Origin of the sequence: Caldibacillus debilis DSM 16016, from assembly GCF_000383875.1 — a bacterium.
Classification (GTDB): Bacteria; Bacillota; Bacilli; order Bacillales; family Caldibacillaceae; genus Caldibacillus; species Caldibacillus debilis.
Genome location: NZ_KB912879.1, coordinates 146,418 through 168,560, shown reverse-complemented (window position 1 = coordinate 168,560; position 22,143 = coordinate 146,418). Strand labels below are relative to the sequence as shown.

The window sequence follows — 22,143 nt, the reverse complement described above, 5'->3', positions numbered from 1 at the left end:
CGGTTGAAGGATGGGCATAATGGTTATTCGCCAGGCTTTGCCGATGAAACGGCCCAGGCCGCCCTTTTCCGTCCTGCCCGGCGGGCCCGGCGGCGGATTGGAAACGCCTTGAAAAATTTGCAAGGAAACCGGCCTTATTATATGATTTTATTATAAAGAATTAATTCGATGAATTCATGAAAAAATGGATGATGACGATGAAAAGAGCAAGGATCATTTATAATCCGACTTCCGGGCGGGAAATCTTTAAAAAATATTTGCCGGAGGTGCTGCAGCGGTTCGAGCAGGCCGGGTTTGAAACCTCCTGCCATGCCACCACGGGCAAAGGGGACGCGACGGAGGCCGCCATATCCGCCGTGGAACGGGGCTGCGACATCGTGGTGGCGGCCGGCGGCGACGGAACGTTGAACGAAGTGGTCAACGGCCTTGCCCGGCAGAAGAATCCGCCGAAGCTCGGCATCATTCCGGTCGGGACGACCAATGACTTCGCCCGCGCCCTCCATCTCCCCCGCGACGTGCTGCGGGCGACGGAGATCATCCTCCAGGGAGAAACGATCCCGGTGGATATCGGGAAGATGAACGATAAATATTTTATCAATATCGCGGGAGGGGGCCGGCTGACGGAGCTGACCTACGAGGTGCCCAGCAAACTGAAGACGATGTTGGGCCAGCTGGCCTATTATTTGAAGGGGATCGAGATCCTGCCTTCGATACGGCCCACTTACATCAATCTCGAATATGACGACCAGATGTTTGAAGGGGAAGCGATGCTGTTTTTGATCGGATTGACGAACTCCGTGGGCGGCTTTGAAAAACTGTTTCCCTACGCTTCGATCAACGACGGTTATTTTTCCTTGCTCATCCTGAAGAAGACGAATTTGGCGGATTTTATCCGGCTGGCGACAATGGCCCTCCGCGGGGAACATTTAAACGATCCGAAAATCATTTTTGCCAAGGCTTCCCGGATTAAAGTTTCTTCACCGGAAAAGGTTTTGATCAATCTGGACGGGGAATTGGGCGGGGAAACCCCCGCAACGTTTACCAATATTTGCCGTCATTTACAGGTATTTGCACCGATCGATCAACTCCGTCCGGAAGACAAGAAAATTTTGGAAGAGAATCTATAGATGCTGCCGAATCAACGGAAGGCGGCCGGAGGTCTTTTTGCCCTTTTTTCGTGAAAATCCGGAATGTTTCAATGGAAACTTTTTTAACGGCAGGCCCGTCCGGCCGAAATTTTTTTTGTAGACGGAACCGTACAGGAAGTCTGCCCGCTCCGATGCGGGAATAAAAGGGTGGAAAAGATGGCGAAGAAAGCGGACATACCCGTTGCGAAAAATCAAACCATCGAGGCCGAATTTGAAGATGTCACCCATGACGGACAAGGCGTGGCCAAAGCGGACGGCTATCCCCTTTTCGTTCCCGGCGCCTTGCCGGGGGAAAGGGGCACCGTAAGGGTGTTGAAAACCAACAAAAGCTACGGCTACGGGAAGCTGCTGGAACTTGCGGTCGAAAGCCCCGATCGCCGGATCCCTCCCTGCCCCGTGTATCATCAATGCGGAGGGTGCCAACTCCAGCATATGTCCTATGCCGCCCAGCTGCGCATGAAGGAAAAACATGTCCGGGATTGTCTGCAGCGGATCGGGAAGATTGCCCACGCCGACATCCGGCCGATCATCGGCATGGGGGACCCGTGGCGGTACCGGAACAAGGTGCAGGTGCCCGTCGGGATGAAGGACGGGGAGCTTGTCGCCGGTTTTTACCGGGAGCGCACCCACAAGATCATCGACATGGACCGGTGCCTCATCCAGATGGAAAAAACCGATGAAGTGGTGCAGAAGGTAAAGGAGCTGTGCGGGAACTTGCAGATTCCGCCTTATGATGAGGAAAGGCACGAGGGCGTCCTCCGCCATATCATGGTGAGATATGGCCTTGCCACGAGGGAGATCATGGTCGTCCTCATTACCCGCACCGATGAGATCCCCAACAGGAAAAAATTGGTCCGCGGGATCGTGGAGGCCTTTCCGGACGTGAAATCGATTGTCCAAAACATTAATCCGAAGCGGACCAACGTCATTTTGGGCGAGGAAACGCGGGTGCTCTGGGGAAGGGACGTGATTTACGACAAGATCGGGGACATCCGTTTTGCCATATCCGCCCAATCCTTTTATCAAGTCAACCCGGTCCAGACCCGGGTGTTGTACGAAAAGGCGTTGGAATACGCCGGATTGACCGGCGAAGAAACCGTCATCGACGCCTATTGCGGCATCGGAACCATCGCCCTGTTCCTCGCCGGAAGGGCGAAAAAGATATACGGGGTGGAAGTCGTTCCGGAAGCGGTCGCGGATGCAAAGCGGAACGCCGAATTAAACGGCATTCGGAACGCCGAATTTGCCGTGGGAAAGGCGGAAACGGTGATGGAACAATGGTACGAAGCGGGCCTGCGGCCCGATTGCATCGTCGTCGACCCGCCGAGGAAAGGTTGCGAACCTTCCCTGCTTGAAACGATCCTGAAGATGTCCCCGCAAAGGGTCGTTTACGTCTCCTGCAACCCGGCCACCTTGGCCCGGGATTTGCGGATTTTGGAAGACGGCGGCTACCGGACGGAAGCGGTGCAGCCGGTGGACATGTTTCCCCAGACGAAGCATGTGGAAGCCGTCGTCCGAATGACGTTGAAGGAACAAGAAATTTAAGGAATCAACATGCATTTTGACCACATTTTTGACCACATTCGGCTCAAGGGGATCAAACAGGAGAGGTTTACCGTTTTACAGATCCGAGATGGTTGGTCGGCCCATTCGGGCCGAGATGGAAAAGCGAAGGTTCCCTTTTACCGAATCCAGGCGGTCCGCCGATTCATCCGGGATGAGAGGGAGGTTCACCGTTTGAACCTGGAGTCCGTGAAAAAGGGACTGGCGGAAAGGTTGAATTGTTCGTTTTTGCAACGATGGAAGGCCGTTGAATTTTAATCCGCTTTTTGCGCAAAAAGGCCGGTGAATTTGGGAAAAGAAGCGGCTGCTTCGCTTGGAGAAAATCATACGGGGGAGTGGTTCAAGTGAAAAAGCTGTTACTGACCGGTTTCGTTCCGTTCCAAGATCACCCGGTGAATCCGACGGAACCGATCGTCAAACATCTGGACGGGAAAAGGATCGGCGGCCTGCAAATTTTTGGGCGGGTCCTTCCCGTGGATTTTTCCGAATCGGCCGACGTTTGTTTGGGCCATCTGGAGGAGATCGAACCGGATATCGTCCTTTCCCTCGGTCTTGCGGCGGGAAGGACGAAGATCACCCCGGAGCGGGTCGCCATCAATTGCAAGGACGGGGGACCGGATAATCGCGGCGTTTTTGTCCGGGACGAACCGATTGTTCCGGACGGCCCGGCGGCCTATTTTTCCACGCTGCCGATCCGCCGGATGGTCGACCGGCTGAATGAAAAGGGATATCCCGCCCAAATTTCCAATACGGCCGGGACGTATCTTTGCAACCATATTATGTATTCGGTGCTGCATAAGATAAAGAGCGAAAACAGGCCCGTGCTCGGCGGTTTTGTCCATTTGCCCGCCTCCCACGAGCTGGCGGTCCGGCAGCCTGCCCTTCCGAGCTGGTCCCAGGCGGATTTGGAAAGGGCCGTGGTCTTGATGATCGAAGTGCTCGCTGAACAGGAAACCGCGAGTTGAGGAGAGCGTTGCAAAAAATTGGCTCTTTTTTACTCTTTAAATAGAACAAGAAACCGCGAGTTGAGGAGAGCGGCGCGAGTTACCTTGAGAACCGAACTTTCCGATGAACGGTCCCGGGACGAATAACGGATGCCCATCGATTCGGGTTTTGAGGGAGGAGTTTTATGGAGATCAAGCTCGCCACGATCCATGATGTGGATCCATTGTTCGAACTCAATGAGCAATTTAACGGCCAGGGTGTCACGACGAAGGAACTTATGGCCGATTCCCTGATGAACAACGACCGGGAAAAGGTTTTTCTCGCATTCGTTGACGGAGTGCCAGCCGGCTTTTGCTGCGTTCAACTTTTCAAATCCGTGTGCTATGCGATGAACTATGCGGAGATCACGGAGCTGTTTGTCAAAGAAGAATACCGCCGGCAGGGCGTCGGGACGGCCCTCCTGGCATTTGCCGAAGATTATTTTAAAGACAAGAATGTGAAGGGTTTTCAGTTATTGACGGGACAGAACAACAAGGCCGCCCAGGCCTTTTATGAAAAAAACGGGTATCAAAGGTCGGAGGAGTGGCTGTACAGGAAAAAACGCTGAAGCCGGGTCCGGTCAGCTTTCATCGGGAAAGACCTTGCTTCGCGTGAAGAAGACCGGAGAGAAAATGAAAGGTTCGGCCCGTTTTCCATCGGGATGTACCGCGTCAGCCAGGGAAAAAAGAGGATGGCGCCGGCCGGGCAGCGGGCCCGCGGAACAGAAAAGCGGCCAGAAGATGGCGAAAACCCCGCCTTCAACGGAGGACGGGGCTTCCTTTTTCCCGTCAAAATCGAACCAGGATCCGAAACGCTTCGCCGTCGGCCAATCGATCGAAGCCTTCGTTGATTTCTTCCAAGGAAATGATGTGGGAGACCAGGCGGTCGACCGGCAGCCGGTTCTGTTTGAACAATTCGATATATCGGGGGATGTCCCGCTGCGGCACGCAGCTTCCCAAATAAGAACCTTTGATCGTCCTTTCTTCCGCCGCAAGCGTCACTTGGGGGAAGGAAAAATGATGTTCCGGGTGGGGCAGGCCCGTCGTGACGGTGGTGCCTCCCCGTCTTGTAATCGCGTAGGCCACTTCCATGGCCGGCACGGCTCCGGCGGTTTCGAAGGCGTAATCCACGCCGCCGTCCGTCGCCGCTTTGATCTTTTCCACCACCTCTTTGTCTCGGGAATTAAACGTATCCGTCGCGCCAAGTTCTTTGGCCTTTTGCAGTTTGGTTTCGTTGATGTCCACGGCGATGATCCGGCTTGCCCCGGCGGCGGAGGCGCCCAGCAATGCGCTCAATCCCACTCCGCCGAGGCCGACGATCGCGACGGTGCTGCCCAATCGGATGTTTGCCGTGTTCACGACCGCGCCCACGCCGGTAATGACCGCGCATCCGAATAAAGCGGCTTTTTCAAAGGGGATGCCGGGGTCCACCTTGACCAATGAATGTCTCGAGAGGACCGCGTATTCGGAAAAGGCCGATACGCCGAGATGGTGGTGGATCGGCTCATCCCCTTTGTGCAATCGCCTTGACCCGTTGATCAGGGTGCCGTTCCCATTGGCTTCGGCGCCCTTTTCGCATAAGGCGGGCCGCCCCTCTTTGCAGGGGAGGCATTGGCCGCAGCTCGGGACGAAGATGCAGACGACATGGTCGCCGGGTTCCAGGTCCTCGACCCCTTCGCCGGCCTCGACGACGACTCCCGCCGCTTCATGGCCGAGGGCCATCGGCAATGGCCGGGGTCGTGATCCGTCAATGACGGACAGATCGGAATGGCAAAGATTGGCCGCCTTGATCTGCACCAATACTTCTCCGTAACCGGGGGGATCCAGTTCCAGCGTTTCGATCTTGATCGGTTGGCTTTTTGCGTAAGGCCGTTCCAAACCGGACGCCCGCAAAACCGCCGATTTGATTTTCATGCTCCGATCCCTCCACTCCCGCAGGAAAATGAAAAAAAGAAGCGTTTTCGGTCATTCATAATACCCTTCGGTGGATTTGATGAAGGTTTTGAACTGTTCCGCGTCGTGGCCAAACCAGACTTCCGAATTCGTCTTTTTTGCATATCTTCTTATTTTTTCGACCGTCTTGGAAAATCCGATGGAATCGTAAAGGATCCCGGGCAGCTTCACGGGCGGTCCGTAGTTTTCTTTCGTGTACACCGCATCCGAAGCCAGGATGATTCCCCCCTTGCCGGGCAGAACCACGTGCAGGCCGAGCATGCCGTAAGCGTGACCGGGGCCGAAGTTTAAAATTTTCACGCCGGAGACGAGTTCGACTTCGTCCTCCTCTTCCGTGATCGTCCGCCACTTCAAATCGTTTTTAATCCATGCATGGATGTCCGCCCAAATATAGGCGCCCATGTCTTTCGTCATCGCGTATTGTTTCATGACGTTGGCGAGCTCCAGATCATGGACGATGATCGTCGCGTTGGTGAACAGCTCCAGGCAGCCCGCGTGGTCGAGATGGAGATGGGAGGCCACCACATATTTAATGTCTTTCGGACTGACCTTCAATTGTTCCAGCCGGTTGATCAAGTAGCAGGATTCATCTTGGAAGGCGGGAAAGAGCTTTTGCACCTTTTCCGGCCATCTTCCGTTTTTTCCCATGCCTTCCGGATTGCATCCGGTATCGAACAAAATTTTCCCTTCCGGATGGTCGATGAGCACCGCATAAACGGGAAATTCGATAAATTCCCCCGGCGGGTTCGGGTTGTCGATGCTCGCCGGATTATGCATGGCTATCAAGTAATTCTTGTCCATCTTCATCGTCCCCGTGTCCAGGACATAGAGTTTCGGCTTGCTCATAAGAAACCTCCTTTATTTTGAATTTCATAAAATGGGAAAAGGGTCCGGCGCGAAGGATGTAAGCGATTCCATTTCTGGTCCGAGGAAAAACCCGGAAGATACGGAATTTAAAGTCATTTTACTGGAATTATTTAATATTTTCAATATATTAATATATTTATTCTTATGAAATATTTTAGAAAAATTTGTGGGAACCGGACCGAAAAAAGCCGGGGAGGCATGTACCGGAAAGCAAAAAGCGGCGTTGGTGCGAAAATAACTTAAAGTTTTTCGTTTCAACCAAAAGTTTATTTCAAAAAAAGGGGATTTGTTGTAGCCTGTTTTTAAAGAGAACAATTTAAGGAGGCAAATCGATGGGGTTTGGCAGCAAGTTAAAGAAGCTGAGGGAAGAAAGGGGGATGTCTCGGGATGATTTGGCGAAGGCGTTGAATGTTTCCAGCCAGGCCGTCTATAAGTGGGAAACGGACAAGGGCTATCCGGATATAAGCAATATGATCAAAATCAGCGATATGTTCCAGGTGACGATTGACGATTTGATAAAAAACGATAAAACATTGCAAGAAAAAATTAAAATTGACGAAAAAAAGGATTTTATGGAAGAACTGTCCGATCCCGGGTTTTACATCGGCATGATCTTAATCTTAATCGGCACGCTCGCTTTCGATGGCAAGATCGCCAATGTATTGACGATCAGCGGGCTGCTTTCCATCCTTTTCTTCAGCGATTTGCTCGGGTCTTTGAAATCTTTTTTTAAAAAAAACGGATGATTCCCTTCAGCATCAAGGGCGGCGTCGGGACGCATCTTTCCTTCGGCGAAACCGAAGGGGAGCTTCCGTTCGCAGCGAAGGGGAGTCTGATGGAGGCAGGCCGGATGCCGGCGGAGATTTCCTGGGAAAAGAGCGGGAACGGCCGCGCTTTGTTTGATCCGTAATTTTTCTCTCCGGTTTTGTCCCTTTGGGCGCGGCGTCAAAAAGCGGGCCTATGCCCGGCTGGGAATCAGCCGTTTCAATATTCGGACCGATCGGTTCCTCCGGAAGTTCCGGATGGGGGCAAGATCTCCTTTCATTTTTTGGAGAACCCCTTCGTTTCGCCGACGTCTTTCATCCGCGCTGCATTTTTTTTGCGGGATCCTTCCCGATCCTGCGGCACGATCAACCGTTTGGGTTAATCTTCCGGCGGATTTCCGTTCCGGAAAATTTTCATCGGACCTTATCCATCCTTTCCGCTTTTTCCGTTCGGAAACATTCATGAGGCCCATCCGTCCTTTCCGCCTGTTGCATCCGGGAAGGTCCGGGGCCGCAATCCGGATACGGCGCCTCACTCCTTTACCTCGACGGAAAAGGCAAAGCTTGCTTCGCCTTCTTTCCAGCGGGCGGAAAGTTCATAAACATACAGTCCTTCTTTGTCCGGGACGGCAAAGGCATGGTCTTTCATTCTCACTTCCGACGAGGAATGCTCATCCGTCCATTGCGCGACGGTCAAATGGTCCGGCTCTTCCGGAAAACGGATCTTGACCCGTGTGCCGGGGGAAACTTCGACCGGCCGGATTTCCGTCCCCGCCTCAAAGGCGGAGGAATACTTCGCATCCGCGCAAACTTCTTCCCAACAATAGGAGCCCTGGACGGCGGAGACGCGCCGGCCCTCGATCGTTATTTCCGCCTGGGGCGGTTTTTTGAGGGGCTGTTCCAGGCATCCTCCCAAAAATAAGGCGGTGCAAAGAAGAATCAGTGCTTTTCTCATCATCAACGGCTCACCTTCTTTTTTGCCGGTTTAGACGAAAGATTTTCCGCTGACGTTTCAAAAAGCAGGAAATTTGAGCGGATGCATTTTTAGGGAGGGGAAAAGAGGAAAATGGACGTTGTCGTAAGGACGGCAAAGGAAGAAGATTGGGAAAATTTATGGTTTCTTTTGGAAAAAAGAGGGGGAACGGATGCCCGGACATCGGCGGAAAAACGGTTTTTGGCCTATGTCCAGAGCCCGAGCCACTACATACCGGTCGCCTATGCCGGCCATCAAGCCGTCGGCTATGCCTGGGTGCAAGATTACGGCCCCCATTTGCGGACGGGGAAAAGCATCCATCGCTTTCATGATTTGTTTGTGCTCGCGGAATACAGAAACAGGGGGATCGGGGCCTTGCTGTTTCAGCGGATCCGGGAATGGTCGGAAAAAAACGGCGCCTCCTGGCTGCAGTGGAATGCGAATCCCGCATCCGCAAGTTTTAATCGGACGTTTGGGATTTGTCCCGGTTCCGGAAGAAGAGGAAGGGTTTCCATTTTTCGAAATCGAATTTCAAGCCAGGGAATGATTCCGTTCCTGACTTAGGAAGGACCGCTCTGCCTTGTTTTCCGCTTCCCCTTTTTGGCTGCGGGTTCCCATTTCCGCATCTGAAAAGCGGCCCGGACGCTTATGCGATCAAGGGAAACGCCGTTTTCGATGCGAAAGGCGGCGGCTGCTTCACCCGACCGGAAGCCTCCGGCGGCCGCCTTCCGTCGCGGGCGTTCCGAATTTGGATTGAACTGGGTTCGGCAAAAAAACAAGATGACCGCCCGGTTTCGGGGGTCATCTTGTTTCCTTTTCCGCACCCTCTCAAAAGGTGCTTTCCCGCCGCGGCTTTTTCATGATGAATCTTCTGCAAGCGCCGCGAGGAATGACCGGAGATCCTTCCAGCCGTAAATCCATTCCTCCAGTTTTTTCCCGCCGATTTCAATTTCCTCGGCGCCGATCCGTATCCCGCCGATGGATTCGTAAAAGAAGCGGGAAGGATTCTCCTTCAGCACGGCCACGGTCATCGAGGAAAAGCCCTGGCGCAAAAGATCTTCCGCCACCGCTCTTACCAGCTTCTTTCCGATCCCCTTTCTTTGATGTTCTTTTAAAAGGTAAATGGCGTATAGCTCTCCTTCGTAGCCCGGGTATTTTCCGGTCCGCTCCTTCCCGCCGCTTGCGAAGCCGATAATTTGTGCCTGTTCGTTTTCCGCCACAAAGACGGCGCTGCGGGCGATTTCCGCTTGCCAAAGTTTTTCCCGCGATTCATAGGATAATCGCTGCAAATAGCCATCGGGGACGATCCCGGCATAGGTCGTCCGCCAGCTGTCCACGTGCACCCTGGCGATTCCCTTGGCGTCGGATGGGTTTGCCCTTCGAATGGTCATCTTATTCCCTCCTTCTTCAGGAAGTTCGGCCAGCCGCGCTGCCGCCGCTTGCTTAACCGGCCGACTTTCTTTCCATCAGGCCGATGCCGAGGGCGGTAAAGGCGATCCCGAAAGAGCAAAGGATCAAGGTCGGGAACCATAGCTCCGCGAGGGATTCCCGATAGATGACGACCCCCTTCAGCAAATCCATGCCGTATCGGATCGGCATCAATTTGGAGAGGAAAAGCATCGCCTTGGATGTCACGATCTCGATCGGCCAGTAAGCCCCGCCGATCATGGCCATGGCGACGGAAACAAGGGGAATGATGGCATGGAACTGTTCGATCGTTTTTACGATGCCGATGATGAAGACGGACAAGGCCACGATGGCCAGGACATAGGGAATCAAAACGAGGAGAACCTCGCCCAAACGCCCGGCGAAATCGACCCCGGCCAAACGGAAGACGAAGAAAACAATCGCGACTTGAACATAGCCGGTTAAAAACCCGTAAATCAGGTTTCCGGCGTAAATCTCCCATTTTTTTACTGAAGAAATGATCAGCCGGTCCCAGATTTTTTCCCGTTTTTCGATGAAGATCCCGAGCAGGTTGTAGGCGATGGTGTAGATGACGAAAAACAGGGAAAAACCGAAAAGGGACTGGAGCCGGGTGTTGATGACAACCGTCCCGTCGCTCCGGTAGCTTTTCTTTTCGACGGAAAAGAGGGGATCGGACAGGGACGTTTCGAACGCTTGTTCCGCATCTTTGGAACCGTCCGGTCCGGCGTTTTCGGCCAGTTGTTTTTTCAGAAGTTCCTGCCGGTAAATTTGCCCGACGAACTGGCTGAGCAAAAGGATATTCGGCGTGTGGGTCGCCCGGATGATGCGGAAATGATCCTCTTCCAAGATGAGCCCGGCTTCGCTTCGCCCGTCCCGGACCAGCCTTTTCAACTCTTCTTCCTTCTTTTCGGTGAAAATGAATAAATCCGATTGATTCAGTTCTTTCAGCATGGATTTTGTTTCCGCCTCGGAAAGCTTGCTCGAGACGGGAATTTCGATATGGGTGACCTTCATCCCGCCGAACAGAAAGGCGAAAACGATGCAGAAACCGGTCATGGCGAGGAAAGGCCAAGGTTTCCGCAGAAACAGACGGAATTTTGCCGCGAGCACTGCCGTCATGCTTCATTCCTCCTTCCCGGGAAAAGGAAGATCCCGATGCAAAAGATGATTGCGGTGAAAATGCCCAGGGCCAGGAGCGACGGACTGATTTCGGAAATCCCGTATCCTTGCAAAATTTTCAAATACCCGCTGAAGGCCGCCCCGTTCGGCGTGTAGCTGCCCAGGTTCTGCAATGTCTCCGATATTTGGCTGACCGGAAAATAGCTTCCCCCCAGGAAAGCAAAGATGGAAACGATGATGCTGCTGAACAGATTCGAGGCATTTTCCGAATTCAACTTGTAATTGACGGAAGTCAGCAAGACGGAGATGCTCCCCACCGCAAGGCTGAGAAAGGCCGAAACGAGGAAAAAGGACGCAAGATCCGGCCATTTGACCTTGTAGACGAAAAAGGAAAGCCCGAACAAGATCATGATTTGGATGAAGGCTAACATTGCCCCGGAGGCAAAAATGCCGAATAGGTACGCGCCCCGTTTCACATCGGCCAGCATGATCCGGTGGAAAACGTTCGACCGTTTTTCCCGCAAGGCATAGGAGGCCATGTTGGAAGCGATATACAGGGCGAACATGACGCCCATCCCCGCCGTGTAATAGGTGAAGGCGTTGATCGGTTCGCTTTTGGAAACCGTTTCGAAAGACCCTTCCATGGGCGCATCCGTCAGCTGTAAGGGGGCGCCTTCGCCGCCCGTTTTGCCGATCGCCCGGAAGATGGCATATTGTTTTTCCACTTGCAGGAGAATATCTTCAATCATTTGCGAAGAGATTTCATTGCCTTCCCGGACGGTCAGGGACAGTTTCGGTTTTTCCCCTTCTTCGAAAAGAAAATAATGCAGCAGGTCATAGGTAAAATGTTCGGGGATTTCCAAGATGGCGGCGAAATCCTTCTTTCGCTTTTCCGCTTCATCGCCGCTGATGTATTCCACTTTTAACAGCCCTTCCGATTCCAACGGCGGAAATACTTCTTTTTTCAGGAGGGAAAGCGGCGCCATCGCCCGCAGGGCTTCCTCCATCGCCCGCTGCTGCTCCGCCGGCATTTGCCATTCGGCCGTTTCCTTTTTGATCTTTGCCAAATCCTCCTCTTCATCGCCGTGGTGGACGACGGCGAGTTTCGCGTTCAAATCGATTTCTCCCCGATTCAGGAGATTTCCCAGGGCGAAACCGAGGATGGAGATCAAGACGAAGGGCATGATCAACAGGACGATGATCTCCTGCCTGTTTCTCACCATCAGCAAAATTTGTTTTTTCAGAAATGTGCCGAGCATCCTTTCACCCCTTAATCCCGCAATGCCTTTCCGGTCAGGTGCAAAAATACGTCCTCCAGCGTCGGGGTTTTGATTTCCACGCTTGTGATGTCCGTATCCGTCTCTTCCGCCAGTTTGAATAAGTGGGAAAAGACGTTGCCTTCCTTTTCCGTAAGGATGGTAAAATGGTTGTCTTCCGCCGTGAAGTTTTTTACGACCGGATGATTCCCCAAGGCTCCCATGAACCTTTCGTTCACCTGCCCGACTTTCAGGAGGATCGTGGTCTCCCCGGATATCAGCCGCTTCAATTCCTCCTTCGTCCCGTGGGCGATGATCCTGCCCTGGTCCATGATGTAGATCCGGTCGCACAAAAATTCCACTTCTTCCATGTAATGGCTCGTATAAAGGACGGTGATCCTTTTTTCCTCGTTCAGCTTTTTTACCGTCTCCAGGATGTAGTTTCGCGATTGGGGATCGATGCCGACGGTCGGTTCGTCCATGATGAGAAATTCCGGATCATGCAAAAGGGCGGCGCCGATGTTCAACCGCCGCTTCATTCCGCCGGAAAAGGTTTTGACAAGATCCTTCGGCCGTTCGGAAAGCCCGATGATCTCCAGCACTTCGTCGATTTTTCGGTTCAATCTTTCCCCGGACATCCGGTAGATCCTGCCGAAAAAATGCAGGTTTTCCCTTGCGGAAAAATCGTTGTAAAGGGCGATTTCCTGGGGAACAACCCCCATGATTTTCCGGATCTTCCCCGGGTTTTGCAAAACGCTTTCCCCTTCCAGCAGCACCTCTCCGGAAGTGGGCGGCATCAGGGTGGAGATGATGGAGATGGTCGTCGATTTCCCCGCCCCGTTCGGCCCGAGCAGCCCGACAATCTCGCCTTTGTTTAAATGAAGGTTGACATCATCGACGGCTTTCAAACGCTTGAATTGTTTGGTCAAATGAAGGGTCTCCAGCATGGCCGTCCTCCTCTCGTTTTCATGTAAAGTTGTCGCCGGATCATGCCGAAAAATCCTGCGTTTCTACTTATTTCGGTAAAAAGCGAGAAATTCCTTTTTTCTGTAATCTGCAAATAAAAAAGGCCCTTCCCCGGACAAGCGGGAAGGGACAGGTAAAAAGTACGGCGCCAGAATTGGGAGGGCGCAAGTCCCGGAAAGGGGAGGCGGCCGGATTCCCAGGTCTTTTCGGCGCCCTCCTTTGCAAGACATAAGCGCAACTTTTGGTTTGGTCCGAAAGGGCATGGGATTTGCCCTGTGCGAAACAACTTCTCGTATTTCACTCCTGCCGGAAACAAGGGTTTTGATAGGGCAGGCTCATTAGTCGTCGGGTCGGGAAAGGAAGCCGGAAATTTACGGAAACGGACAAGGATCCTCTTTTGGTATGCCAATGACAGCCGGCTTAGGACATGGCCGCGGCTTAGAATTCCTGCCGGAAGATGGGGGAATGTCCGGTATTCCCTTCGGGCAGAAGCGACGGGGCTCTTTGCCGGTTCTCGAGGAAATTTTTGCAGGGGGAAGGTCTCGTGCGGTTTTAAAAATTCAAGTTTTCCGTTCACGGGAAGACATCTTCGGACGTTCCAAAACAATCCGGGGAAGGAGGGAGCAAGGAGCCCCCTTTTCCCGAATTTAAAGGAGTTTGTCGAAACGGACTCTTTTATGAATGGCGTGCATCAACGGCATGCCGATGGCCATGACGATGAATTCCCCGGCCGCCGTCGTCAGCCAGGAGAGAAAGAAGGGAAGATCCAGGGCGATTTTCAATTCCCAGGCGATCAGAAACATGGTGAAGGTGAACACGCCCGTGTTGAACAGCAGTCTCGCCCAAATGTTTTTGGTCAGCCTGCTGAAAAAGATGGTTGCCAGAAGGGCGAGGGCCGATTGCCCGACGCCGAAGTACAGATCATAAGGGAGCATCGGGGAGAAAAACAGGTTGGCGAAAAACACCCCGGTCACAATCCCGAAAAAATATCTTTTATCGAACACGATGAGATGGTTGAAAATTTCCGGAATCCTTAACTGAATGTTGGTAAAGGCGATCGGCTGGATCACGCCCGATACGGCCACGTATAACGCGGCGATTATTCCGTTGACAGCGATCGTCTTCAGCTTCATATCCATTCCTCCTTGGCATTTTCGCGGGTTGTCGCGAACCGCGCCGGCGCCTCCTCCGCAGGTAACAAAACAAGTATATAGAATGGCGTCCGAAATCACAAGTTTTTGCGTGGAGATTTGCCGAATCGTTTAAAAATCTCCGGGATGCGGGGCGCGGCAGCGAACGAGTCCCTCGAAGAGACCATGTCCTCATGTTTGGGCAGAATCCCGGTCCAGGGAACATAGTCTTCCGGTAACGGAACAGCTCTGCGCCCGCTTCGTTTTACCTGAATTCTTGGCTTTATCTCCGAAAAAAGGGCGAGGGAAAGGGAGAATGAACCATCGGAAAGAACATCGTAAAGTTCCCACATTCTCTATCCCCGTGAAAGTTTTTAGCTGTCGCCGCAATGGCCGGGCTTCTTGGGCCCTCTTATCGTCCCCGTGAAGCGGATTTGTCCAAAAACAAATCCGCCTTCGTTTTAAAGTAGGATTCTTTTTCAACGGACCGAAGGAAACGGTTCGCGGTTCTCATCCTGTGTTGGCAAAGCCGAATCGGCGGGACAACCGCCGGGGGAAAACCGCAGCGGGAAGCAGCCCCTCGCGAAAGGGACGGTTGGCGCATTCCGGCTAAAAGGAGGCAAAAAAGGAGCGCCGCGTTTTTAGGCGGCACTCCTTTCCGCTGGAAGATCACATCCGTCGGCTGCGGGCGATGGACTCCCCGTTTAAAACCCGTCTTCCGTCGGGACGAAGGGGAAATTGAACCGGTTTTCGACCGCGCGAAGCCTTTGATTCAACCGCATCAGGCGCCTCGTTTGCAGTTGGTTTACCTCGTTGATCCTCCGGATTTCCTGATTGATCCTGCCGATCTCGTCATTGAGCCTACGGACTTCCTGGGCCAGGCGTCGGATCTCGTTGTTTTGCCTGGTTACTTCCTGGGCCATCCGTCCGTGTTCCCTTTCCATCCGTTCGACCCGCCGTTCCAGCGGCTGCTGCTGCCGGATATCGGGTTGGAAATGATCGGCCGGGTATTCGGGGTAGGCGCTTGCCTGCGGATCGTAAAAATAGAAACCGGAAACATCCTGGGGAAGATAATAGCCGTTCGGGAACATCGGGCATCCCTCCTCTTTTCGTTTCATTTGGATATTTTCCCTATACGATATGACGGCAAAGCGTGGGGTGATCGGGCATTTATCCCGGACCGGTTTTCCCGGAACTGGGAGAAAGGGAAAAAAGACGGGTTCGCCAACCATTGAACGGGGCGGAAGCGCCGGCTCCCGTTTTCAAACGCCGGGCAGGGAGTCAAACTTCAAAGGAAATTCGTACGGAGCGGCAGGGGGGGATGCTTCGGGGGAAAGTTTTGCCAAGTTCCCTAGTCCGACACGGACGGAATGGCAGGGAAGCATGTTTCGGGGGAAAGTCCGGCGGAAGCCGGCGGGGCCTGCCGGACGGGATGGCCGGTCCTTTCTGTCCCTTTTTTTAGCAGGGAGTGAACGGATCTGCGGGCGGGGAAGCGGGGCGTTTGCCGTCGGCAGGACGGGATCGGTCGCCCCTCCTGCTCGGGTTTTTAGCAGGAGGGCGGGAAGCGGAGCGTTTGCCGGGCGTCTCCGGCACGGGAGGATTCGACCGGCGGGGGAAAAGCTTTAAAGACTAGTTCGTAAGAAGATGCTAATCTTGTTTCCAACCGGCGAAAGCGCTTAAAAAAAGTTCCTTTTTTTGACTCAATTTCCGCCAGGAACAAGTTTGACACGGTCTTTCGGAAACTTTTACAATGAATAGGAATCCTTTTCGGCGAAACCCTTCGCAAAGACGCGGCCGGCCATCGGGCCTGTGCCGCCATTCCCGGACAAACGGGAGAGCGCCCGTTTCCCTTCGGAGAAAATGGGGTTCGTTCCGCGCGCTCCGACGATGTTTCTACTCCTTCCTTCGCCCCGTTTCCGGGCCGCAAATCCTTTCGGCACGTTTTCCATCGGTTCCGGAATTCGAAAAAACGGGGAACAGGGAGCCAGTTCGTTTGGAAAGGGTGGCAGGATGAAATCTTCTCTGAAAATCAGCGAAGTCTGTTTATTGGCAGGAAAGATCATGTTGGAGAGCGGGGCGGAAACCTACCGGGTGGAGGATACGATGGTCCGCATCGCCGCTTCCTTCGGTGCGGAAAATGCCGAAAGCTATGTGACCCCGACCGGGATCATTTTTTCCCTGCAAGGCGGGGAGTCGCCCAAAACCAACATCATCCGGGTCGTGAAACGGACGACCGATTTGAATAAAATCGCCGCCGTCAATCATCTGTCCAGGGAAATCAGCGCGGGGAAATGGACGGTGGAACAAGCCCTCGTGGAGCTGAAACGGATTGAAAAGGAGACGTTGCTCTATTCACCCGCCCTGCAGATTTTTGTCTCCGCATTGGCGAGCGCCTGTTTTTTGATCATGTTCCGCGGGCAATGGGGGGATTTTTTCCCGGCCTTTTTCACCGGCGGCATCGGCTATTTTTGGTTTCTCACCGTCGATCGCCTGGCCAAGGTCCGGTTTTTTTCCGAGTTTTCCGCCTCGGTCGTCATCGCCCTTGCCGCGGCTTTTTTCGTCCGCATCGGCTGGGGGGCGGAGACGGATAAAATTATCATCGGTTCGGTGATGCCCCTTGTGCCCGGCCTGTTAATTACGAACGCCATCCGGGATTTGATGGCCGGCCACCTCGTGGCGGGCATCGCCAGAGGGGCGGAGGCTTTTTTGACCGCCTTCGCCATCGGCTCGGGCGTGGCCATGGTGCAGATGTTTTTGTGATCGGGAAAGGGATGTGGTCGTATTGCTGATGGAACAATTGGTCACCAGTTTTATCGCGTCCGCCTGTTTCGGCATTATCTTTAATGTCCCGAAACGGTCGATTGTCCAGTGCGGCCTTGTCGGTTCCGTCGCCTGGCTGCTCTATTTTGTCACGACGGAAAATGGGGGCGATCCCGTTCCCGCCAGTTTTGCCGCATCCCTCGTCGCCGGGGTCATCAGCATCGCCTTCGCCAAACGGTACAAGACCCCCGTCCTCGTTTTTATCATCGGCGGAATCATTCCCCTCGTGCCGGGGGGACTGGCCTACAACGCCATGCGTTATTTTGCGGAGAACAAATACAATCTGGCCGTCGAGGAGGCGGCAAAAGTCTTTTTGATCGCGGGGGCCATCGCCATGGGCATCGTTTTCTCCGAAGTGTTGAACCAAATCTACCGAAGCGTCCTTCTCTTCTTGAAAAGAAAGGGATGACCGGCTTCTATTTTTCTCCCGTTGTCATACAAATAAAACAGAAAACGGATAAAGGGGAGAAAAAATGGGAAGCATCGTGATCACGGAGGAAATGGTGGCGCGGTTTTTTCAACTGGTGAAGAAGGAAAAGGAAATCGAGAAGGAACTGAATCAATTAAAACGGCAGTTTAACGATTATTTTGACGCCAAGGTAGGGAACTCCGAAAAAGGGGAAAAGGAAATCGGCCCTTACCGTCTGCAGCGGCAAATCCGGGTGAGGGAGAGCTACAAGGAGGAGGAAGTGGTCCGGAAGCTGGAAGAATTAAATTTGCGGGACTGCATCCAATACATCAAAAAGCCGGATTACCGAAAGCTGGAGGCGGCGATCGCCCTCGGGCTCCTTTCCGAAGGCGAGTTGGACGAGTATAAGGAGAGAAAATTCACCCCGGTGATTACGGTGAAAATCAAATAACCGGCGAAAAAGCCGGTCGCGGAACGGCGGACGGCGGAAACGCCCGTCGGCGAAAGCGGCTCCGCCCGGACGGCTCGATTCGTCCGCCGTGCGAAAACAAGTCGCATGTTTGCGTGACATCCTGCTCTCGGCCGGGGGACAAAGCCTTCCGGAAATGGAATCGCTTTGTCCCCGCTTCTTTTTGCCCGAATTTTCGGACTTCAAATCGGGCAAGGAGTTTGCGGTTCGTCAGCGGAAACGGCTTGCCGACCGCCGGGAGCGGGCACAGATCTCCCCGGATGATGCGGCCCAAGCCGCCCGCGGTTGAAGCGGCCGGCCGCCCCAGATCGCCGCGGTTTCCCGGGGAATTTTTCCGGGAACGGTTCGACATCCGGGCGGACGATATCCCTTTCCCTTCCGGATGCCGCGCCCGCCGAAAGAAGCGCATCCGGCGGGCGGATTTCAATGATTGACGGGCACTTTCACTTTGACTTTCAGCCACGGCTGGGACAGCCAGCGGCGGTAGGCGAAGGCGCCGCGGAACCATTCGTCCAGGCCTTGGGCGATCCAGACCCCCAAAAGCCCCAGACCGAAGGAGATGCCGAGGAGATAGCTGAACACCACGGCGATTCCCCACATGGAGATCATCCCGATGATCACGGGAAAGTTCACGTCCCCCGTCGATTTCAGCGCCCCCATCAACACGATGTTCAACGCCCGGCCCGGTTCGATGAAGACGATCGACCACAGGACGGGGACGCCGATGGCGATGATTTCCGGATTGTCCGTAAAGATCCGGAGCAAGGGCGATCCGGTAAAGGCGATGATCAGGGAAATGGCGGCGGAGATGCAAAAGGACATCTTCAAAGTGCGGATTCCCCGCTGAAAGGCTCCTTCAAAATCCCGGGCGCCGATGGAACGGGAGATCAAGATTTGCGAACCTTGGGAAACGGCGACGGTAAACAGGTAGCAAACCATGGAAATATTGAGAATATAGACCCGGGCGGCCAAAGCCTCCGCGCCGATGACGGACACGAAGCTGGTGATCACGATTTGCGAAAACTGATAGGACAGGTTTTCGCCCGCGGAGGGGACGCCGATGGCCAGCAGATCTTTCATGTCCCTTTTCGAAATCGAAAGAAGATCCCGGATATGGAGCCGCAAAGCGATCTTTTTGTTCAGCAAGTAGATGAGGGCGCCCGCGACGAACAATCGGGCGGCCACGATCGCCCAGGAAACCCCGGCGACGCCCGTTACGGGCAGCCCGAAGGGGCCGTAGATGGCGAGGAAGTTTCCCGCGACCGTGATCCCGTTCATGAACAGGGAAACGATCATCGATTCCTTCGTGTATCCGTGGCTCCGCAGAACGGCTCCGAAGGCCAGGGAAACGGATTCCAGGAAGAGGGAAGCGCCGGTGATTTGCATGAAAGTGACGGCATGCCGGAGCACGCTGCCCTCAATGGCATAGAAGTTCAGTAAATATTTCCCCCAGAAAAGGACGAAGACGGATAGCACCATGCCGATCCAAAAGTTCATCCCCGCCGCCGAACGGGCCAGCCTTCGCGCCGCATCGTAACTTTCCGCTCCCAGGTGCTGGCCGATCAGGATCGTGGCGCCGATCGACGTGATGTTGAAAAGAAGGATGAAGATGGTCAACAGTTGGTTGGCGACGCCAATCCCCGCTGCCGCATAATCGGAATAATGGCTGATCATCAAAGTGGCGATGATGCCGATGCCCATATGGAGGGAAAGTTCCACGAACAACGGCCAAGTCAGGCTGAACAGCGTCTGTTTCCGGTATTCGTTCGATTCATGTGAAACGAGTGACAAACAGAAGACCCCATTTCCATATTTAACAATACCCCTATTTTAACCTCTTTCCCGAAAATGTAAAGAAGAAAAGAGCAAAAATTATTTTAAAATTTTTTCCCCATTTCCGCCTGTCCGACCGGGACAAACCGCCATGCCAAAGGCTCCGCTTTTAAGGGCCGGATTCCGGGCGGGCGGAGCGGTTGCTGCGGAGACTACACCGGATGCAATCGCTTCCACAAAAAGTTCCTCGCCGCGGGGAGGCGTCCGGCGGTTGAGGCCTTGATGCCTATTCGCGCGTCCATGTTGGAACGCTTGTCGGCGGTCATCGGAGCGGAAAAAGGGAAAAGTTCCGTACCGGTCGAATCCGGCGGCGGAAGGCGGATGAATGATCGGAGTCGGACGGCGGAAAAACGAATGCAGAAAAAACAGGTCCGTCAAAGGACCCGGCGTTCATTTGTATTGAAGCAACAAAGGTTCAAGGATAAAAAAAACTGATGATGACCCATACGGACAGAAGAAACATTTTTATCATCCGATCCCGGCTCATGACCAAAAGGATGGCAAAGGGGATGATAAAAACGATGGAAAAATAAATCTTGATGCGAAAGTTGATTTTAACTTTTTTCACAATTCGGACAAGTAATCTTGTAAATACGATGTTTCAAAAATAGTCGTTTGACGGCTATTGGCGGTTACAGTAAGGGCATTTTTTTTGCATCGGCATCTCGCACACGCTCCCGGTTGGCGCATTCAAAATCAGAGCAAGTGAATCCTTCCGCCCCGTCGGCATTTTCACTGAAAAATAGGGTTTCGGTCGCGCTCAAATGGCACAGGGCAAATCTGCGGGGATCTCTTCCGCGTATCTCGCGCGGAATGGGCAGAAAAACATTCATGGATTCTTGGGAATTTCGAAGCCCACCTTTGACGGTCAACGACGACGGATGCTTCCCTTCGTTTCCCCGGCGGCGATCCGGGGATCAGGGCAGGCGCCGGTTTCCCCGGTTCCCGGAGGGGGGCCCGTCCCACATTTTGCCCCTGATTCTGCCGGTTCGAATCCTGGAACCCTCTAGGGACAACCGCTCATTTTGCCCCGGGCTCCGTCAGTTCCCCGATAAACAGGATCATGCCCGAACGGTTTTCCCGGATCAGAAAGAGGAACGGGCGGTCGGCTTTGAAGTGAAAACTGTCGCCTGCGGCCGATTCTACGATCGCCACGGAGGTGGCTGCGGCGGCTTCCGTCCCTTTTTCGTCCACCCGGACGTAGCTTTTGTGCCTGACTTCATCGATGGAAACCCCGCCGTTTTCCACCATGTTTGAAAAATCCGCCAGCCCGCTGAAGGCCGATTCCATCCCTAAGCGCTGAAGGGGTTCATTCAACGAGGTTTCGTATTCCATTTGGAATTTCGGCAAAGTGACGGTTCCCCGCCTGGGGGTGAAGGATTGGCTCCATCTCTCCCATTCCTCCGGCGTCAACTGCCCGACGATTTCTTCCAAGGATTCCCCCTCCTTCGGCAGGATGACCGCCAGGGAAAATTCCTTCCCCGCGTACGGCAGTTCGACGGCCTGGAATTGCCCGTTCTCAAAGTAAGGATATTCCCGCTCGTTGGTCATGTATTCGACGGTGACCGGATTTTTTCCTCCGGCGTAAAAATCGTCTTCAAAATTCTGTTCTTTGTTGAAGGGAAACGCCCATTTCCCGTTGAAATAAACGGCGTTCAACAAATAGGCGACGGTGCCGGGCGGGATGCGGTTCACCATATTTTTGATTTTTCCCTTCGTGTTTTCTTCCACCCAACGGTTGATCGCTTCCCCGGTTTGCGGATCGGCAAAATCCGCCTCGTGCAGAGATGCCCCGTAATTTTCCCGGACGGTCTTTTTGTAGATTTCCAAAAAAGGATATCCTTTCTTCAGCCAAAGCGAGTTGGCCAGCTTGAGTTCGTTTTTCCCCTTTTTGGCTTCCGCCATGTTCAGGAAGGAGGCGTACGACCCGTTCAATTCCCCGGTCTCCATCCCGTCCGCATGCAGGACGGCGGCCATTTCCTCCTTTGTTCCGTCGGCGGCCCCGTTATAGGTCATGGCCAGCGCCAGATGGATGCTCGCCGGCGAGAAAAACAGATTTTTTCCTTCCGCGGATTCGTGCAAAAGGGGATAAAGATCGAAGGCGAACCCGTTGACGGCGGCGGCCAGTTTTTGAACGGCCCCGTTACGATCGGCCGGTTTTTGAGCGTTCCCGTTATCACCGGGCAAATTTTGGACGTCCTCTTCGAGATCCCTTTCTGTGACGGAACCGGTTTCCCCGCATCCCGCCAAAACGAAGGCCATGAAAAGGAGAAGCAGTTTTTTCATTTTCCCACCCGCTTTTCTTCGTTTTCCCATCCGTTTGCAATTAGACGGAAAGGGAAGGGAAAAGGTTCCGCAAAGAGGATTTCCTTTGCGTTTTTTCCTTCACGGGAATGGGGAAAAGGAGAGGGTGCCGAAAAGGCGTCCGCGGATTTCAAAAAAGGGCTTGGCCATATTTGCCA

Annotated in this window: 20 protein-coding genes; 9 read left to right on the top strand and 11 right to left on the bottom strand. The window is 53.6% G+C overall.

The window, feature by feature from the left end; all coding sequences use genetic code 11:
* The first annotated feature begins 197 nt into the window (after positions 1 to 197).
* The 4 genes from A3EQ_RS0101175 (at position 198) to A3EQ_RS0101150 (ending at position 4,263) form a co-directional block, all read left to right on the top strand.
* Entirely contained in the window at positions 198 to 1,127 is a 930-nt protein-coding gene (locus tag A3EQ_RS0101175; protein ID WP_020153355.1) for a diacylglycerol kinase, read from the top strand.
* A gap of 177 nt (positions 1,128 to 1,304) precedes the next feature.
* Positions 1,305 to 2,693 carry a 23S rRNA (uracil(1939)-C(5))-methyltransferase RlmD gene (rlmD, locus tag A3EQ_RS0101165; protein WP_020153354.1) on the top strand — a complete coding sequence of 463 codons (1,389 nt, stop codon included), beginning with the start codon at positions 1,305 to 1,307 and terminating at the stop codon, positions 2,691 to 2,693.
* A 362-nt stretch (positions 2,694 to 3,055) separates the two neighbouring features.
* The gene (gene pcp, locus A3EQ_RS0101155) at positions 3,056 to 3,676 is read left to right on the top strand and encodes a pyroglutamyl-peptidase I (RefSeq protein WP_026499637.1); all 621 of its coding nucleotides are present in this window, start codon (positions 3,056 to 3,058) and stop codon (positions 3,674 to 3,676) included.
* A 164-nt stretch (positions 3,677 to 3,840) separates the two neighbouring features.
* Positions 3,841 to 4,263, top strand: a complete 423-nt coding sequence (locus A3EQ_RS0101150; protein WP_020153351.1) for a GNAT family N-acetyltransferase — start codon at positions 3,841 to 3,843, stop codon at positions 4,261 to 4,263.
* A 220-nt stretch (positions 4,264 to 4,483) separates the two neighbouring features.
* On the opposite strand, the gene A3EQ_RS0101145 is transcribed toward A3EQ_RS0101150, so the two are convergent.
* Complete coding sequence (locus tag A3EQ_RS0101145; RefSeq protein ID WP_020153350.1) at positions 4,484 to 5,608, bottom strand: zinc-dependent alcohol dehydrogenase family protein; 1,125 nt, start codon at positions 5,606 to 5,608, stop codon at positions 4,484 to 4,486.
* A gap of 51 nt (positions 5,609 to 5,659) precedes the next feature.
* Positions 5,660 to 6,493, bottom strand: a complete 834-nt coding sequence (gene ahlS, locus A3EQ_RS0101140; protein ID WP_020153349.1) for an AhlS family quorum-quenching N-acyl homoserine lactonase — start codon at positions 6,491 to 6,493, stop codon at positions 5,660 to 5,662.
* A gap of 353 nt (positions 6,494 to 6,846) precedes the next feature.
* Here ahlS and A3EQ_RS0101135 point away from each other — a divergent pair, with 353 nt between their 5' ends.
* Positions 6,847 to 7,260 (top strand): helix-turn-helix transcriptional regulator, encoded by a 414-nt coding sequence (locus A3EQ_RS0101135; RefSeq protein WP_020153348.1) that lies wholly within the window; start codon positions 6,847 to 6,849, stop codon positions 7,258 to 7,260.
* 550 nt (positions 7,261 to 7,810) lie between these two features.
* Here the strand turns inward: A3EQ_RS0101135 and A3EQ_RS0101120 are convergent.
* On the bottom strand, positions 7,811 to 8,236 hold the full coding sequence (locus A3EQ_RS0101120) for a hypothetical protein (protein ID WP_020153345.1): 426 nt from the start codon (positions 8,234 to 8,236) through the stop codon (positions 7,811 to 7,813).
* Positions 8,237 to 8,344: 108 nt separating this feature from the next.
* On the opposite strand from A3EQ_RS0101120, the gene A3EQ_RS21605 reads away from it, so the two are divergent.
* Positions 8,345 to 8,815, top strand: coding sequence for a GNAT family N-acetyltransferase (locus A3EQ_RS21605; RefSeq protein WP_051091380.1), 471 nt, complete (start codon positions 8,345 to 8,347; stop codon positions 8,813 to 8,815).
* A gap of 293 nt (positions 8,816 to 9,108) precedes the next feature.
* Here A3EQ_RS21605 and A3EQ_RS0101105 read toward each other — a convergent pair whose 3' ends face one another.
* From A3EQ_RS0101105 to A3EQ_RS0101065, 6 genes are all read right to left on the bottom strand, one after another.
* A complete protein-coding gene (locus A3EQ_RS0101105; RefSeq protein WP_020153343.1) occupies positions 9,109 to 9,642 on the bottom strand; it encodes a GNAT family N-acetyltransferase in 534 nt (177 codons plus the stop codon).
* A gap of 52 nt (positions 9,643 to 9,694) precedes the next feature.
* Positions 9,695 to 10,798, bottom strand: coding sequence for an ABC transporter permease (locus A3EQ_RS0101100; protein ID WP_020153342.1), 1,104 nt, complete (start codon positions 10,796 to 10,798; stop codon positions 9,695 to 9,697).
* The gene (locus tag A3EQ_RS0101095) at positions 10,795 to 12,057 is read right to left on the bottom strand and encodes an ABC transporter permease (protein ID WP_020153341.1); all 1,263 of its coding nucleotides are present in this window, start codon (positions 12,055 to 12,057) and stop codon (positions 10,795 to 10,797) included. The genes A3EQ_RS0101100 and A3EQ_RS0101095 overlap by 4 nt, the downstream gene beginning before the upstream one ends.
* Positions 12,058 to 12,068: 11 nt before the next feature.
* Positions 12,069 to 13,001, bottom strand: coding sequence for an ABC transporter ATP-binding protein (locus A3EQ_RS0101090; protein WP_020153340.1), 933 nt, complete (start codon positions 12,999 to 13,001; stop codon positions 12,069 to 12,071).
* A 666-nt stretch (positions 13,002 to 13,667) separates the two neighbouring features.
* Positions 13,668 to 14,153, bottom strand: a complete 486-nt coding sequence (locus A3EQ_RS0101075) for a QueT transporter family protein (protein WP_020153337.1) — start codon at positions 14,151 to 14,153, stop codon at positions 13,668 to 13,670.
* 701 nt (positions 14,154 to 14,854) lie between these two features.
* Positions 14,855 to 15,268 carry a hypothetical protein gene (locus A3EQ_RS0101065; protein WP_244874548.1) on the bottom strand — a complete coding sequence of 138 codons (414 nt, stop codon included), beginning with the start codon at positions 15,266 to 15,268 and terminating at the stop codon, positions 14,855 to 14,857.
* An 892-nt stretch (positions 15,269 to 16,160) separates the two neighbouring features.
* Here A3EQ_RS0101065 and A3EQ_RS0101050 point away from each other — a divergent pair.
* The 3 genes from A3EQ_RS0101050 (at position 16,161) to A3EQ_RS0101035 (ending at position 17,830) form a co-directional block, all read left to right on the top strand.
* On the top strand, positions 16,161 to 16,910 hold the full coding sequence (locus A3EQ_RS0101050; RefSeq protein WP_026499634.1) for a threonine/serine exporter family protein: 750 nt from the start codon (positions 16,161 to 16,163) through the stop codon (positions 16,908 to 16,910).
* A gap of 13 nt (positions 16,911 to 16,923) precedes the next feature.
* Positions 16,924 to 17,379 carry a threonine/serine exporter family protein gene (locus tag A3EQ_RS0101045; RefSeq protein ID WP_020153332.1) on the top strand — a complete coding sequence of 152 codons (456 nt, stop codon included), beginning with the start codon at positions 16,924 to 16,926 and terminating at the stop codon, positions 17,377 to 17,379.
* A 64-nt stretch (positions 17,380 to 17,443) separates the two neighbouring features.
* Positions 17,444 to 17,830, top strand: a complete 387-nt coding sequence (locus A3EQ_RS0101035; protein ID WP_020153331.1) for a hypothetical protein — start codon at positions 17,444 to 17,446, stop codon at positions 17,828 to 17,830.
* Between the two features lie 441 nt (positions 17,831 to 18,271).
* Here the strand turns inward: A3EQ_RS0101035 and A3EQ_RS0101025 are convergent, their stop codons facing one another.
* Together A3EQ_RS0101025 and A3EQ_RS20440 are read right to left on the bottom strand one after the other, a co-directional pair.
* Positions 18,272 to 19,639, bottom strand: coding sequence for an MATE family efflux transporter (locus tag A3EQ_RS0101025; RefSeq protein ID WP_020153329.1), 1,368 nt, complete (start codon positions 19,637 to 19,639; stop codon positions 18,272 to 18,274).
* A gap of 1,062 nt (positions 19,640 to 20,701) precedes the next feature.
* Positions 20,702 to 21,967 carry a serpin family protein gene (locus tag A3EQ_RS20440; protein WP_020153326.1) on the bottom strand — a complete coding sequence of 422 codons (1,266 nt, stop codon included), beginning with the start codon at positions 21,965 to 21,967 and terminating at the stop codon, positions 20,702 to 20,704.
* Between the last annotated feature and the right edge of the window lie 176 nt (positions 21,968 to 22,143).